We start from the raw sequence: 14,188 nt of genomic DNA on the forward strand, positions 1-14,188 counted from the left end.
CGGAGGATGGTGCCATGCACATCCCGGAGATCGACGTCACCGCAATGGGCCCGACCCGTACGCCCATCCAGCGCGCCATGGAGCTGATCCGCGAGCACGGACCGGTGCTGATCCGCCGTCAGGGGAACTGGCGGAACCTGCTGGTGAGCGACCTCGACCTGGTCGCCGAGCTCTCCGACGAGGACCGCTTCGCCAAGCATGTCGGCCCCGCCCTGGAGAACGTCCGCGAGTTCGCCGCCGACGGGCTCTTCACCGCCTACAACGACGAGCCCAACTGGGGGCGCGCGCACGACATCCTGATGCCCGCCTTCGCCATGGGCTCGATGCGCGCCTACCACCCGGTGATGCTGGACGTCGCCCGCCGGGTGATCGACTCCTGGGACCGGGCCGCGCGGGACGGCGCCCCGGTCGACGTCCCCGGGGACATGACCAGGATGACCCTGGACACCATCGGCCTGGCCGGCTTCGGCTACGACTTCGGCTCCTTCGACAGCCGGGAGCCCCACCCCTTCGTCGCGGCCATGGTGCGCTGCCTGGAGTGGAGCATGACCAGGCTCGGCCGCCGCCCCGACGCCTCCGCCGCCGAGTCGGCCGCCTACGCCGCCGCCGACCAGGCCTTCCGCGCCGACGCGGACTTCCTGGCCGGCGTCGTCGACGAGGTGATCGCCGCCCGCCGGGCCGCTGCCGGCACCGGGGCCGCCCGCCCGGAGCGGGAGGACCTCCTCGGCCTGATGCTCAGCGCCCCCCACCCCTCCGACGGCCGCCCGCTGGACGACGCCAACATCCGCAACCAGGTGATCACCTTCCTGATCGCCGGCCACGAGACCACCTCCGGCGCCCTCTCCTTCGCCCTCTACTACCTGGCCAAGCACCCGACCGCGGCCCGCCTGGTGGAGGAGGAGGCGGACGCCCTGTGGGGCGGCACCGCGGACCCCCTGCCGGGCTTCGAGGAGATCGGCCGGCTGCCCTACACCCGGCAGGTGCTCAACGAGGCCCTGCGGCTCTGGCCCACGGCGGCCGCCTTCAGCCGGGAGGCCCGCGAGGACACCGTGCTCGGCGCCGGCCGCTGGGGGGAGGACGGCCGGGGGATCCCGCTCCGCGCCGGCGAGGGCGTCACCGTCCTCAGCCCGATGCTCCACCGGCAGCCGGTCTGGGGCGACAACCCGGAGCTCTTCGACCCGGACCGGTTCACCCCGCAGGCCGAGGCGGCCCGCCCGGTGGACGCCTACAAGCCGTTCGGCACCGGCGAACGCGCCTGCATCGGCCGGCAGTTCGCCCTCCACGAGGCCACCATGCTGCTCGCCCTGCTGGCCCACCGCTACCGCTTCCTGGACCACGCCGACTACCGGCTGGACGTCAAGGAGACCCTCACCCTCAAGCCCGAGGGCTTCACCCTCCGGCTCAGGCCGCGCACCGAGCGCCACCGTGCCGGGACCGCCGCGGCGACCGCCGCCCGCCCCGAGAACGCCGCCACCGGACGCCTCCGTGCCGGCACCGGCGTCCTGCTGCTGCACGGCAGCAACTACGGCACCTGCCGCGAGCTGGCCCAGCAACTCGCCCTGGACATCGAGGAGCTGGGCGGGGAGACGGAGACCGCCGCACTGGACGCCTACCCGCCGGAGCGGCTGCCCGCCGACCGTCCTGTGGTCATCGTCGCCGCCTCCTACAACGGCCGCCCGACCGACGACGCCGCCGCGTTCGTCGCCGCGCTGGAGGCCGCGGACGGCGGATGCCGGGCCTCCTACGCCGTCCTCGGCGTCGGCGACCGCAACTGGGCCGCCACCTACCAGCGGATCCCCACCCTCATCGACGCCCGGCTCGCCGAACTCGGCGGCATCCGGCTGACCGACCGCGCCGCGGCCGACGCCTCCGGCGATCTGGGCGCCACGGTACGGGAGTTCGGCGGCGCGCTGCGCAACGCCCTGCTCGACCGGTACGGCGACCCGGACGCCGTCGCCGCCCCCGTCCCGGCGGAGAGCGGCCGCAGCGTCCGCGTCCTCCCCGCCGGCCCCCTGGACGCCCTCGCGGCCCGGCACCGGCTGGCCCCCTTGCGGGTCCTGGAGGCGCGCGACCTCACCGCCCCCGAGCATCCGCGCACCAAGCGCTTCCTGCGGCTGGCCCTCCCCGAGGGGGAGACCTACCGGACCGGCGACCACCTCGCCGTCCTCCCGGCCAACGACCCGGACGCGGTGGAGCGGCTGGCCAAGGGGCTCGACCTGGACCTGGACGCGGTGCTCGACGTCCGCGACCGCCGGCTGCCGGTGGACCGGCCGCTGACCGCCCGCGCGCTCCTCACCCGCCACCTGGAGCTCAACGCGCGGCTGAATCCCGGGCAGTTGGAGCTGCTCGCCGCCGCCGACCCCTGCCCGCCGGAGCGGGCCGCGCTGGCCGCGGGCTCCCCCTCCGGCACCCTCGCCCAGCTCGCCGAGCGGTACCCGGCCCTCCGCGGGGCCGTCGGCTGGGAGCTGCTGCTGGAGCTCCTCCCGCCGCTGCGCCCCCGCCACTACTCGATCTCCTCCGCCCCGGGCGACCGGCCCGGCGAGGTCGACCTGATGGTCTCGCTGCTGGAGCGCGCGGACGGCTGCGAGGGCACCGGCTCCGGCTACCTGGCCCGCCGGGTCCTGGCCGGCGACACCGTCCTGGCCGGGGTTCGGCCCGGCCGCGAGGCCTTCCGGATCCCCGCCGAGGAGGCGGCGGAGCGGCCGGTGGTGATGGTGGCGGCCGGCACCGGGCTGGCGCCGTTCCGCGGGGTGGTCGCCGAGCGGGCCGCCCTGGCCGCCCGGGGCGCCCGGCTGGCCCCTGCCCTCCTCTTCTTCGGCTGCGACCGCGAGGACCGGGACTTCCTCCACGCCGGGGAGCTGCGCGCGGCCGAGGCGGCCGGGGCGGTCGCGGTCCGCCCGGCCTTCAGCGAGGCCGGCGACCCGGTCCGGTTCGTCCAGCACCGCATCGCCGCCGAGGCCGAGGAGCTCTGGCCGCTGCTCGCGGCCGGCGCCCGGGTGCACGTCTGCGGCGACGGCTCCCGGATGGCCCCCGCGGTCCGCGCGGCCTTCCGCGACCTGGCCGCCCGGCACGGCCGGCCGGACTGGCTGGAGGCGGCCCTCGCCGCCGGCGACTACCAGGAGGACGTCTACACCGGCTGACCTCCGGCCGGGCGGCGGCGGTCTGGGCCACGACGGCCCGGGCCACGACGGCCCGGGAGCCGCCAAGTCACCTGCCGATGACGGAAGGTGACGCCACGACGGTTCCCGGGTGGGCGCCGTGGGGATTCGGGGAAGTCGGGTGAGGGGCTCGGGACCAAGATTGCGGGGAGCTGGCCGCGGGGTGTAGCTGTGTTGTCATGGTCAGTCTGTTTCACCGCAGGTCGGCGTCGCGAGTCGTCGCCGACCAGGGCGGATACGTGTCGCCGGGGAGCCCGTCGGCAACCCTGGAACGCCCCGGGGAACACCGGGGGCCGGCGCCCGCCGACCTCTCCGGCCTCACCGGGGAGTGGATGGTCGACCCCGGCCACAGCCGGATCGGCTTCTCCGTCCGCCACGCCATGGTGACTACTGTGCGTGGTGCCTTCACCCGCTTCGAGGGGCGGCTGCTGCTGGACGGCAGCCGGCCCGAGCGCTCCCGCGCCGAGGTCTCGGTGGAGATCGACAGCGTGGACACCGGCGTGGAGCAGCGGGACGCCCACATCACCGGCCCGGACTTCCTGGACGCCGCCGCCTACCCCCGGATGACCTTCGCCAGCACCGGCGTCGAGGTGTCCGGCCCGGACACCTACCGGATGGCCGGCGAGCTCACCCTCCGGGACGTCACCCGGCCCGTCGTCCTCGACCTGGCCTTCCTCGGCCACGTCATCGACCCCTTCGGCTACGAGCGGGCCGGCTTCGACGGCACCACCACCATCAACCGGGTGGACTGGGGCCTCACCTACAACAACCGGCTGGCCGACGGCGGAGCGCTGGTCAGCGAGCGGGTCCGGCTCCAGCTGGACCTGGCGGCGATCCGCAGCGCCTGACCCGGCGGCCGCGCGGGCGGTGGGGCCCCTTGGTCGGCGTCGCACCGGGCAAGTAGGTTGGCTGATCGAGCAGCAACCGCAGCGCTCCACCGCACCACCGCTCCCGCAGGAGGTCACGTGACGACGCCCAGCACTGAGATGGAGTACGTGAAGCTCGGCAGCACCGGGCTCGACGTCTCCCGGATCTGCCTCGGCTGCATGAGCTTCGGCGAGGCCGGCCGCGGTCCGCACGAGTGGACCCTGGACGAGGACGCCTCCCGGCCGATCATCCGCAGCGCCATCGAGGCCGGCATCAACTTCTTCGACACGGCCAACGTCTACTCGCACGGCTCCAGCGAGGAGATCGTCGGCCGCGCGCTGGCCGAGTTCGCCCGCCGCGACGAGATCGTCCTCGCCACCAAGGTGCACGGCCGGATGGCGCCGGGGCCGAACGGCGCGGGCCTCTCCCGCAAGGCGATCATGGCCGGCATCGACGCCAGCCTGGCCCGCCTCGGGACCGACTACGTCGACCTCTACCAGATCCACCGCTGGGACCCGGCGACTCCGATCGAGGAGACCATGGAGGCCCTCCACGACGTGGTCAAGGCGGGCAAGGCCCGGTACATCGGCGCCAGTTCGATGTACGCCTGGCAGTTCTCCAAGGCCCAGTACACCGCCGCCCTGCACGGCTGGACCCGCTTCGTCTCCATGCAGGACCACTACAACCTCCTCTACCGCGAGGAGGAGCGGGAGATGCTGCCGCTCTGCCAGGACCAGGGCGTCGGCGTGCTCCCCTGGAGCCCGCTGGCCCGCGGCCGGCTGACCCGCCCGTGGGGCGAGGACACCGAGCGCAGCCGCACCGACCGCTTCGGCAGCAGCCTCTACCACGAGGGCGACCGCCGGATCGTGGACGCGGTCGGCCGGGTCGCCGAGGAGCGCGGGGTGCCGCGCGCCCAGGTGGCGATGGCCTGGCTGCTCGGCCGGTCCGCGGTGACCGCGCCGATCGTCGGCGTCACCAAGCAGCGGCACCTGGACGACGCGGTCGCCGCGGTCGGCCTGGAGCTGAGCGACAAGGACGTGGAGCTGCTGGAGCAGCACTACGCCCCGCACCCGGTCGCCGGGCACTGAGCACTGCGCCGCGGGGCGCGCCCAGCGACCAACGGCGCCGCAGCCGGGTACGGAGTCCGGGTGGCAACCCAGGCGCCGTTACCGGGTGCGGCGCAGTGGTCGGCTGGGCGCGCGGTTCCCCGCGCCCCTGGGTTCGCGGCTCCGCCGCGACACCCCAGGGCCCGGCCTCGTTCGAACGGGTGGGGTTCAATCCGTGAACGAGGTCAGGTCGACCGTCATCGCCGTCGGCGCGGTGTCCTGGACGTAGGCGGCGAAGCTCTCCGCGTCGTCGAAGGGGAAGCCGTAGGCCTTGCCGTCCACCGTGTGCTGGTGCATCACCTGCGAGTAGACGTTGGTCGGCGCGGACAGGTAGAACTGCCCGGCGTCGGTGACCGGCTGGGTCGGGTGGGTGAGCAGGGTGGAGCGGTTGAAGGCCGCGCCCAGCTGCGCGGCCAGCGGTCCGGAGATCCCGGCCCCGGGCGCCAGCGCGCCCGCGCAGTAGAACACGTCCGAGGTCTTCGGCTTGCCGAAGCTGGCCGCGCCGCCGTCGAAGACCAGCGAGCCGCCGCTGACCCGCCCGGTGTGGGCGGTGCCGGAGACCGTGACGGACAGGTCCTCGCCGGCGTACTGGGACCACACCTGGTCGATGTAGGAGTCGTAGTAGCCGCTGGGGAAGACCCCGGTGTCGATGCCGTGGCCGGGCGCGATCACCCGCAGCCTGTCGCCGACGATCAGCTTGGACCAGCTCGGGTCGGACTGCCCGGCCAGCGCCGAGAAGATGCCGTCCCGGCCGCCGGGGACCAGCTGGCCGGTCGTCTGGGTGCCCGAGCCGCCGGTCAGCTTGATGCTCAGCGGGATGCTGAACATGTCCACCATGGTGGTGTTGCAGTACATCCCGGTGTCGTTGAAGGTGAACTCGATCCAGTCGTGGAGGACGTTGTAGCTGGGGTCGCCGCTGACCCAGCCCGCCGGGTACTGGAGGGCGTTGTTGCCGTTGCCGTCGGTGACGACCTTGAACTTCAGCTTCTCGCCCAGGGAGAAGTAGATCCGCCCGGACATGTTGGGCAGCGACAGCGTGGTGTCGCCGGAGGCGGCGAACGGGATGGAGAGGTCGGCGTAGCCGTCGGAGCCGTTGAGCGACGGGCTGACCGGGACCAGGGTGCCGTCGGCGCGGACGTAGCACTGCTGGCCGCCCGGCGCGACGCCGACCACATACGCCCAGGCCTGGTTGTCGGGGTAGGAGCCGGTCTGGTTCTGGAAGGTGACCGGCAACGTTGTCGCGGCGTGCGCGGAACCGCCGCCGCCGAGTCCGAGGTCCAGCAGCGTGCCGCCGGCTGCGGCGGCGGCCGCCGCCCCCAGCACTCCGGCGCTGCGGGCGAGGAAGCTCCTTCTACTGTGCTGTGCAGGCATAGTGACGCCTCGTGGGGAGAGACAGTAGGACAGCCGGAGCGCGGCCGTGGGGGGCGCGTAAGCGGAATTGGCCTGTACCACTCCGGCACGGCCCGCAGTCAAGCACTGATGACAAGGACCCGTCAACGGGCGTGCAGCGTTCAAGAACCGACGGCTGCGCGGGCAGCGGGAACGCGGGACGGCGCCGCCGGAGCGACCGCCTCCGACGACGCCGGGTCCCGTCCCCGGGCCGCGCCCGCTACGGCTTCCGGTTCGCCAGCACCAGCGTCGCGGCGGCGGTGAACATCCCGCCGACGCCCTGCACCACGCTGGTCTCCACCCCCGGCACCTGCCGGAAGGCCTCCCCGCGCAGCTGCCGCACCGCCTCCTGGATGGCGAACATCCCGTACATCCCGGTGTGGGTGTAGCGGAGGCCGCCGCCGTTGGTGTTCATCGGCAGCCGGCCGCCCGGCGCCGTATGGCCCTCGGCGACGAAGGCGCCGGCGTCCGCCCGGTCCACGAAGCCCAGGTCGGCCAGCATGTAGAGGGGGAGGTGGGCGAAGGCGTCGTAGGCCATCAGATGGTCCACGTCCTCCTGGGTGATCCCGGCCTCGGCGAAGGCCGCCGCGCTGGACTCGCGGAAGGCGCGCGAGGAGGTGAGGTCCGCCATCACCGACACCAGCGGCGACTCGCCGGCCTCGCCCGAGCCCAGCAGGTACACCGGCGGCCGGGGCCCGTCCTCGGCCCGCTCGGTCGAGGTCACCACCAGTGCCCCGCCGCCGTCCGTGCGGAGGCAGCACTCCAGCTTGTGGAAGGGGTAGGCGATCAGCTCCGAGTCCAGCACGTCCTGGACGCTCACCCGCTGCGGCCGGCCGGCCCGCGGGTTTCCCTCCCCCCACCGGCTCTGCACGGCGGCCACCGCGGCCAGCTGCTCGTGGGTGGTGCCGGTCTCCTTCAGGAAGCGCATGGCCGGCAGGGTGAACCGGTTGAACGGCGCGGTCACCCCGTACGGCTGCTCGAACTGCCCGGCCACCGAGTCGGCCGCCATCCCGCGCGGCGGGCGGCCCACTCCGGAGCGCCCCGACTCGCCGTGCAGCACCAGCACCGTGGAGCAGTAGCCGGCGGCGATCGCCGCGGCCGCGTGCCGCACATGCACCAGGAACGAGCAGCCGCCCACACTGGTCCCGTCGTACCAGGTGGGGGAGATGCCCAGATAGTGGGCGACGTCGATGGGGGACTGCGACGCGCTGGTCACCCCGTCGACCTGATCCAGCGTCAGACCGGCGTCGGCGAGGGCGAGTCGGGCCGCCTCGGCGCGCAGTTCCAGCTCGGTCAGTTCGGGCACCCTGCCGATCCGGCTCTCCGCCGCGCCGCGGATGGCCACCGTTCCGGGCTTCATGCGGGCACCCCGTCCTCTGTGGTCGTCGGGCGGAAGACGGGGACCGCTACGGCCTCCTCGCCCTCCCCGCGCTGCTCGAACTCCACCCGCAGCGGCATGTCCAGCACCAGCCGCTCGGGGTCCGGTGCGACGCCGACCAGGCTCGCCAGCATCCGCGGGCCCTCGGCCAGCCGCACGATCGCGATCACGTACGGCGGCTCGAAGCCGGGCGCCGGACGGTGGTTGATCACGTACGAGTCCAGCGTCGCCCGCCCGCTGACCCGCACCCACTCCAGGGTGTCGGCGGCGCCGAAGGGGGAGTGGGCGCGCGGGTAGAAGACGTACTCCCCGGTCTCCGCCGAGCGCTGGAGCCAGAGCTCCCCGCGGGCGGCGGCCTCCCAGTACGGGCGGGTGGTGGCGGTCGGCACCGGCACCGGCTTGCCGCGGTGCGGGCCCGCCGGGCTCATGCGCCGCTCCCGGCGCCGTCGCGCAGCGTCAGCAGCCCGCGGTCGAGCACCACCGCGCCCTCCGAGTCGGAGGTGCGGAACCAGTGCCGGCCGCCCTCGCTCCACACCTGGACGGTGAGCTTCTCGCCGGGAAGCACCGGCTTGGTGAAGCGGCCGGTGACGGAGGCGCAGTCGCGCGGGTCGGCGCCGACCGCGCGCAGCAGCACCCGCACGGTGGTCCCGTAGGTGCACATCCCGTGGAGGATCGGGCGAGGGAATCCGCCGCGGGCGGCGAAGCCCGGGTCGGAGTGCAGCGGGTTGCGGTCCCCGCTCAACCGGTAGAGCAGCGCCTGGTCGTGACGGATCGTCACGGCGGTCGCGTGGTCCGGGTCCCGTTCCGGCGGCGCCCAGGGCGGGGAGGGCGTCCGCTCCCCGCCGAAGCCGCCCTCGCCGCGGATGAAGACCGAGGACTCGGAGGTGAAGAGGGCCTCCCCGGTCTCCGGGTCCTCGGCCGTGGTGGCGGAGGTGACCAGGGCCCCGGAGCCCTTGTCCTGGATCCCGGTCACCTCGGCCGTGAGCCGGACCCGGCCGGCCACCGGCAGCGGCCGGTGGAGGGTGAGCGCCTGCTCGGCGTGGACCAGCTTGCTGCGGTCGAAGTCGCCGAGGTCGGTGTGGGGGCCGCGCTGGCCCAGGACGATGGCGTAGGAGGGCAGCACGCGCTGCTCGATCCCGGCGGTGTTCTCGGTGGTCAGCTCCAGCTCGGCGAGCGGGTCGTCCTGCCCGGCGCCGACGCCCAGGGCGTACAGCAGGGCGTCGGTGGAGGTCCAGGAGACCTCGGTCGGTCCGGCGGTGCGACCGACGGCGTCCAGATCCAGACTCATGCCGGGGCCCCTTCGTCAATCGTGGTCGTCATGTGGGCGTCATGGTGACGGGCTGACTGAACGATCGTTAAGTAACCTGCATGGCAGGCTAAAGCGGCCCCGGCCGGCGCGTCAATCATGCGTACCGGAGCGTTCCGGCCGAGGCCACGCCGGTTGCTACCATCCACTCCATGTCCGATCGGCCCACCCACCAGGCCCGTCGTCCGCGAGCGCCCGGCCGGTCCGGACCCGCCCGGCCCCGCCTGGTGACCACGCGCAACGCCCAGTTCCAGACCTGGCAGGCGCTGCTGACCAACCGCCAGAAGCGGCAGCGGCTGGGCCGGTTCCTGATCCAGGGCGTCCGCCCGATCACCGTCGCCGCCGACCAGGGCTGGCCGCTCGACCAGCTCCTCCACCCGGCCGGCCGGCGGCTCTCCGCCTGGGCCCGCGAGCTCCTCGACCGGCGCCCGGGCGGCGCCGAGCCGATCGCCGTCGCCCCCGAACTCCTCGCCGAGCTGGGCGAGCGGGACTCCGAAAGCGCCTCCGCCCCCGAGCTGATCGCCGTGGGCGCCGTGCCCCCCGACGATCTGGGCCGCATCCCCGCCGACCGGCCGGACTTCCTCGGCGTGGTCTTCGACCGGCCGACCCAGCCCGGCAACATCGGCACCCTGATCCGCTCGGCGGACGCCCTCGGCGCCCACGGCCTGGTCGTCACCGGCCACTCCGCTGACGTCTACGACCCCAAGTCGGTCCGGGCCAGCACGGGTTCGCTCCTCCGGCTGCCCGCGGTCCGCACCGGCGCGCCGGCGGAGGTCGGCGACTGGGTCCGGGCCCGGCGCGCCGCCGGGGTGCCGCTCCGCATCGTCGGCACCGACGAGGACGGCGACACCCGCATCGACCGCTGCGACCTCACCGGCCCCGTCCTGCTGGTCGTCGGCAACGAGACGGCCGGGATGAGCCGTGCCTGGCGCGAGCTCTGCGACGAGACCGTCTCCATCCCCATCGGCGGCGCCGCCAGCTCGCTCAACGCCGCCAACGCCGCCACCCTGGCGCTGTACGAGGCGGCCCGGCAGCGCGGCTTCCCGGGCCAGGGGGCGGACTGACGGCCCGGGACCGGGCGGCGCCGGGCTAAATCGGTTGCCGGGAGGCCGGCGCCGAAGCCACGCTCTGCGCATGACCCTGAAGAGCGTTGCCCCGCCGCCGTCCCGCCTCGCCCTCGGCGGGCGGAGCCGACAGCAGCGGACCGGCCGGCGGCGGGGGGCGATCCCGGCGCTGCCGTGATCGCCGCGCTGGTCGCGGGGCTGCTGGCCGGGTACGGGATCGCGGTTCCGGTGGGCGCCGTCGGGACGTACCTGGTCGCCCTCACCGTGCGGACCTCGCTGCTGGTCGGCGCCTGCGCGGCGCTCGGAGTCGCCACCGCGGACGGTGTCTACGCGCTGGTCGCCCAGGCCGGGGGCGCGGCGCTGGCCCGGGGGATCCAGCCCGTGCTGACCCCGCTGCGCTGGGCGTCGGCGCTGGTCCTGACCGCCCTCGCGGTGCGGGGCGCGGTCCTGGCGCTGCGCCGGTACCGCCGGCGGGACGCGCCCGTGCTGGACGGCGGCGGGGCGGCGCTCGGCCCGGCCCGCGCGTACCTCGGGCTGTGGGGTGTCACCATGCTCAACCCGCTGACCGTGGTCTACTTCGTCGCCCTGGTGCTGGGCGGCCAGGCGGCCCCGGCGGCCGACCGGATGCGGCAGGCCGCCTTCGTGCTGGCCGCGTTCGCCGCCTCGGCGAGCTGGCAACTGCTCCTCGCGGGCGGCGGCGCGCTGCTCGGACGGACGCTGACCGGGCCGCGCGGGCGGCTGGTGACGGCCCTGTGCTCAAGCCTGGTGATGGCCGTGCTGGCCGGCCGCCTGCTGCTGGCGAGCCCCTGAGGCGCGGACCACCCCGGGTCCCCGATGCGGCCTACGGGCGCCTGGCCGGGAGCGGTTCGAGGCCCGGCCAGCGGGCGAGGATCCGCTCGCGCATGGCGGCGGAGAGGACGGCCAGCCGGGCCAGCGGCCCGTCGGCCGGGGCGGTGCGGGCGACCACGCCCAGGCGGTGGGCCAGCCGCTGGCGGGCGGTGGCCAGGCCCCATTCCCAGTCGCCGCGGGGGAGTCGGGCCAGATGGTCGGCGGTGCCCCTGAGGGCCCTCTCCACCAGGGCGTCGCCCCGGATCAGCCAGCCCGCGCAGGCGTCCGTGAGGTCGCCGGTCACCTCGGTGCCGGCCGCCGCGCGCCAGGCCGCGCGGTACGCGGACTCGGCCGCGTCGAGGATCGGCCGGGGCACCGCCATGGAGCCCCAGCAGGTGGGGAAGCCGATCCGGAGATAGGCGAGTTCGACGACGCCGTCGCCGAGCGAGGCCTGCTCGAAGTCGATGAAGCGGATTCCGGCGGGGGTGTGGAGGTCGTTGCCGGGACAGGGGTCGCCGTGGAGGAGGGCGCCGCCGGGGAGGTCCGCCAGCCGGGACAGCAGGTCCTCCAGTTCGGTGCGGGCGCCCGGCGGGACGGCGCAGCCGAGGGTGCCGGCCAGGGCGAGGAAGGAGTCGACGTCGGCGCCGGTCGGCCCGGACCAGGCGGGAAGCGCGCCGTCCGGGGCGGGGGCGCCGCCGGCGGTGGCCGCGTGCAGCCGGGCCAGCGCCTCCGCGTAGGGGACCACCCAGTCCTCGGCGAACTCCCCGCGGTGCTCCAGGTGCTCCAGGACCAGCAGCCGTTCGGAGGGATCGGTGCCGAGCAGCCGCGGTACCACGGGCGGTTCGACCCGGCCCGCGAGCCGCAGCGCGGCGACCTCGCGGGCGTACCGCTCGGCGGCCTCGGGACCGGTGCCGACCAGCTGCTTCACCACCACCGGCATCCCGGAGAGCTCGGCGTACCAGACGCGCGAGCGCGGACTGCTGTCCAGCGGCCGCGGATGGCGCGGGACGCCCAGGCGCTGCCGGAGCTCGTCACCGAACGGGGGGCGGCCGGACGGGAGGAACGGGAGGGGCGAGGTCACCGGCGCATCCTCGCAGCCCGGCGCGCGCGGGCACCAGCGAATACCGGGTAGGGGGGCGGCCGGCGGGGGTAGGGTCGCCGCCGTGGTGACTGATACGGGGGCCGGGCGGAAGCCCGGGATGCTCGCGCCGGTGGCGCATCGGGGCTGGTGGATCTTCTGCGGCCTGCTGCTGCAGATCGCGGGGGTCGGCGGGCCCCTCGTCCATGTGCTGACCAAGGCCAGGCACGAGGACATCGGCGGGGTGGTCTCGGTCGCCACCTTCCGCCTCGCCTGGCACGAGTCGCTGCACGCCAGGGCCGGCGTCCTGCTGCCGGCGGCCGGGACGGCGGTGTTCGTGGCCGGCTGCGTGCTGCTGGCCAGGCCGTTCGTCGGGCGGAGGCGGACACTGCTGATCGCGGTGCCGCTGGCCGCGGTGGTCGGGGTGCTGGTGGCGGGGGTGGCCGCGATCGTGGTCGCCCTGGTCGTCGTCGCCTTCGAGAGCGGCGGCAGCGGGGGCGGCGGCGGAGGAGGCGTCGGCAACCTCGACTTCGACCTCCCGAGCGGCTCCAGGCGCCGCGCCCGCAAGCAGAACGTCGGCTGAGCCGCCGTACCCGACAGGAAGAGGACCCCGCCATGCCCCACTCGCTGGCCGACCTCGTGGACCCGCCGACGACCGTGCTGCTGACCCAGGAGGTGCAGCGCGGGGTGGTCGGCAGGGACAGCGCGCTGCCCGAACTCGCCCGGGCGGCACGGGAGTCGGGGGCGCTGGCCAATATCGGGCGGCTGGTCGCGGCGGCGCGGCCGGCCGGGGTGCAGGTGCTGCACGCGATCGCGGTCCGCCGCGCGGACGGGCGGGGCGCCAACCGCAACGCGCGGCTGTTCCGCTTCGCCGAGCGCAGCCCGGTGCAGCAGCTGGTGGGCTCGGAGGCGGTGCGGACGGCCGAGGAGATCCCGGAGGACGCCCGCGACCTGGTCAGCACCCGGCTGCACGGGCTCTCGCCGATCGCCGGCACCGACGTGGACGCGCTGCTGCGCAACCTGGGCTGCCGGACGCTGGTGGTCACCGGCGTCTCGGCGAACATCGCCATCCCCAACGCCGTCTTCGACGCGGTCAACCTGGGCTACCAGGTGGTGGTGGTCAGGGACGCGGTGGCGGGCGTCCCGCCCGGCTACGCCGACCAGGTGATCGAGCACTCCCTCTCGCTGGTGGCCACCGTGGCCACCACCGAGGAACTGCTGGCCTGCTGGCGGTAGCGGGCGGGCGGCGGCCGGCGGCCGGTCCCCCGGCCCCTAGGCCGGCACCCGGGCCGCCGCCTGCTTCCGCCAGAGCTTGACGACCGCCGCGCCATGACGGTCCATCAGCTCGCCGAAGCGGGCGGCGGCGGCCTCGCCGTCGCGCTCGCGCAGCGCGCGGGCGATGTCGGCGAGCGCCTTCTTCTGGGCCGTGCGGCTGCCGGCGACCTCGGCGAAGAAGTTGCCGGGGACGAGGTTCCCGAGCTGGCGGGAGACGGCCTTGAGGCGGGTGGAGTCGGCCAGGTTGAACATCTGGCGCAGGAACAGGTCGTTGCGCCGGTAGAACTCGTCCACGTCCCGGGCCGCCGCGGCCTGCCGCTGGAGCTCCGCCAGGCGGTCCAGGCCGTCCGCGTCCGCGCGCTCGGCCGCCCGCCGGGCCACCAGCCCGTAGAGGGTGCCGATCAGCGCGTAGTGGTCGACGATGGTGCGTTCGTCGAGGCCCTGGACGAAGGCCCCGCGGTGCGGCTCGATGGAGATCCAGCCCTCCGCCTCCAGCGCGATCAGCGCCTCCCGCACGGGGATCCGGCTCACCCCGAGCTCCGCCGCGATCTCGTCCTGCCGGACGTGGTCGCCCTGCTGGAGGCGGCCCTGGAAGATCAGGCCGCGCAGGTGCTCGGCGACCTGATCGCCGTTGCTCGGGCGCTGGAGGCGGGCGCCCGGGTAGCCGTCGTCGCCCATGGGGCGGCGGGTGCGGTGTGCCATGGGTGGCGATCCTGTTCGGGTATGCGGTGCCGGAATG

Annotated in this window: 13 protein-coding genes; 7 read left to right on the plus strand and 6 right to left on the minus strand. The window is 75.0% G+C overall.

What is annotated here, in order from left to right:
• Window positions 1-14 precede the first annotated feature (14 nt).
• The 3 genes from BS73_RS32155 to BS73_RS32165 all read left to right on the plus strand — a co-directional run bounded on the left by BS73_RS32155 (window position 15) and on the right by BS73_RS32165 (window position 5,113).
• A complete protein-coding gene (locus BS73_RS32155) occupies window positions 15-3,140 on the plus strand; it encodes a cytochrome P450 (protein ID WP_051941240.1) in 3,126 nt (1,041 codons plus the stop codon).
• A 197-nt stretch (window positions 3,141-3,337) separates the two neighbouring features.
• A complete protein-coding gene (locus BS73_RS32160; RefSeq protein WP_084704518.1) occupies window positions 3,338-4,006 on the plus strand; it encodes a YceI family protein in 669 nt (222 codons plus the stop codon).
• A 138-nt stretch (window positions 4,007-4,144) separates the two neighbouring features.
• Window positions 4,145-5,113: an aldo/keto reductase gene (locus BS73_RS32165; protein ID WP_037577878.1), complete on the plus strand. Its 969-nt coding sequence runs from the start codon at window positions 4,145-4,147 to the stop codon at window positions 5,111-5,113.
• Window positions 5,114-5,299: 186 nt separating this feature from the next.
• On the opposite strand, the gene BS73_RS32170 is transcribed toward BS73_RS32165, so the two are convergent.
• The 4 genes from BS73_RS32170 to BS73_RS32185 all read right to left on the minus strand — a co-directional run bounded on the left by BS73_RS32170 (window position 5,300) and on the right by BS73_RS32185 (window position 9,186).
• On the minus strand, window positions 5,300-6,502 hold the full coding sequence (locus BS73_RS32170; RefSeq protein WP_037577880.1) for a beta-1,3-glucanase family protein: 1,203 nt from the start codon (window positions 6,500-6,502) through the stop codon (window positions 5,300-5,302).
• 238 nt (window positions 6,503-6,740) lie between these two features.
• On the minus strand, window positions 6,741-7,880 hold the full coding sequence (locus tag BS73_RS32175; RefSeq protein ID WP_037577882.1) for a thiolase C-terminal domain-containing protein: 1,140 nt from the start codon (window positions 7,878-7,880) through the stop codon (window positions 6,741-6,743).
• Window positions 7,877-8,326: a Zn-ribbon domain-containing OB-fold protein gene (locus BS73_RS32180; RefSeq protein ID WP_037577884.1), complete on the minus strand. Its 450-nt coding sequence runs from the start codon at window positions 8,324-8,326 to the stop codon at window positions 7,877-7,879. The genes BS73_RS32175 and BS73_RS32180 overlap by 4 nt, the downstream gene beginning before the upstream one ends.
• A complete protein-coding gene (locus BS73_RS32185) occupies window positions 8,323-9,186 on the minus strand; it encodes a MaoC/PaaZ C-terminal domain-containing protein (protein WP_037577885.1) in 864 nt (287 codons plus the stop codon). The genes BS73_RS32180 and BS73_RS32185 overlap by 4 nt, the downstream gene beginning before the upstream one ends.
• Before the next feature lie 170 nt (window positions 9,187-9,356).
• Here BS73_RS32185 and BS73_RS32190 point away from each other — a divergent pair, with 170 nt between their 5' ends.
• Together BS73_RS32190 and BS73_RS32195 are read left to right on the plus strand one after the other, a co-directional pair.
• On the plus strand, window positions 9,357-10,268 hold the full coding sequence (locus BS73_RS32190) for a TrmH family RNA methyltransferase (RefSeq protein WP_051941241.1): 912 nt from the start codon (window positions 9,357-9,359) through the stop codon (window positions 10,266-10,268).
• A 174-nt stretch (window positions 10,269-10,442) separates the two neighbouring features.
• Window positions 10,443-11,078, plus strand: coding sequence for a LysE family transporter (locus BS73_RS32195; protein WP_037577887.1), 636 nt, complete (start codon window positions 10,443-10,445; stop codon window positions 11,076-11,078).
• A gap of 31 nt (window positions 11,079-11,109) precedes the next feature.
• On the opposite strand, the gene BS73_RS32200 is transcribed toward BS73_RS32195, so the two are convergent.
• The gene (locus BS73_RS32200) at window positions 11,110-12,177 is read right to left on the minus strand and encodes an aminoglycoside phosphotransferase family protein (protein ID WP_037577888.1); all 1,068 of its coding nucleotides are present in this window, start codon (window positions 12,175-12,177) and stop codon (window positions 11,110-11,112) included.
• A gap of 82 nt (window positions 12,178-12,259) precedes the next feature.
• On the opposite strand from BS73_RS32200, the gene BS73_RS32205 reads away from it, so the two are divergent.
• Both BS73_RS32205 and BS73_RS32210 read left to right on the plus strand, forming a co-directional pair.
• Complete coding sequence (locus tag BS73_RS32205) at window positions 12,260-12,757, plus strand: hypothetical protein (RefSeq protein WP_152617801.1); 498 nt, start codon at window positions 12,260-12,262, stop codon at window positions 12,755-12,757.
• A gap of 32 nt (window positions 12,758-12,789) precedes the next feature.
• Window positions 12,790-13,410, plus strand: coding sequence for a cysteine hydrolase (locus BS73_RS32210; protein WP_037577890.1), 621 nt, complete (start codon window positions 12,790-12,792; stop codon window positions 13,408-13,410).
• A gap of 36 nt (window positions 13,411-13,446) precedes the next feature.
• Here BS73_RS32210 and BS73_RS32215 read toward each other — a convergent pair whose 3' ends face one another.
• Window positions 13,447-14,151, minus strand: a complete 705-nt coding sequence (locus BS73_RS32215; RefSeq protein ID WP_200886746.1) for a GntR family transcriptional regulator — start codon at window positions 14,149-14,151, stop codon at window positions 13,447-13,449.
• Between the last annotated feature and the right edge of the window lie 37 nt (window positions 14,152-14,188).

Source organism: Phaeacidiphilus oryzae TH49 (assembly GCF_000744815.1).
In the GTDB taxonomy this organism is placed as follows: domain Bacteria; phylum Actinomycetota; class Actinomycetes; order Streptomycetales; family Streptomycetaceae; genus Phaeacidiphilus; species Phaeacidiphilus oryzae.

Bases quoted from the DNA above. Each gene is read 5' to 3' on its own strand.
- BS73_RS32155 (WP_051941240.1), top strand. From the start codon at position 15: ATGCACATCCCGGAGATCGACGTCACCGCAATGGGCCCGACCCGTACG.
- BS73_RS32160 (WP_084704518.1), top strand. From the start codon at position 3,338: ATGGTCAGTCTGTTTCACCGCAGGTCGGCGTCGCGAGTCGTCGCCGAC.
- BS73_RS32165 (WP_037577878.1), top strand. From the start codon at position 4,145: ATGGAGTACGTGAAGCTCGGCAGCACCGGGCTCGACGTCTCCCGGATC.
- BS73_RS32170 (WP_037577880.1), bottom strand. From the start codon at position 6,502: ATGCCTGCACAGCACAGTAGAAGGAGCTTCCTCGCCCGCAGCGCCGGA.
- BS73_RS32175 (WP_037577882.1), bottom strand. From the start codon at position 7,880: ATGAAGCCCGGAACGGTGGCCATCCGCGGCGCGGCGGAGAGCCGGATC.
- BS73_RS32180 (WP_037577884.1), bottom strand. From the start codon at position 8,326: ATGAGCCCGGCGGGCCCGCACCGCGGCAAGCCGGTGCCGGTGCCGACC.
- BS73_RS32185 (WP_037577885.1), bottom strand. From the start codon at position 9,186: ATGAGTCTGGATCTGGACGCCGTCGGTCGCACCGCCGGACCGACCGAG.
- BS73_RS32190 (WP_051941241.1), top strand. From the start codon at position 9,357: ATGTCCGATCGGCCCACCCACCAGGCCCGTCGTCCGCGAGCGCCCGGC.
- BS73_RS32210 (WP_037577890.1), top strand. From the start codon at position 12,790: ATGCCCCACTCGCTGGCCGACCTCGTGGACCCGCCGACGACCGTGCTG.
- BS73_RS32215 (WP_200886746.1), bottom strand. From the start codon at position 14,151: ATGGCACACCGCACCCGCCGCCCCATGGGCGACGACGGCTACCCGGGC.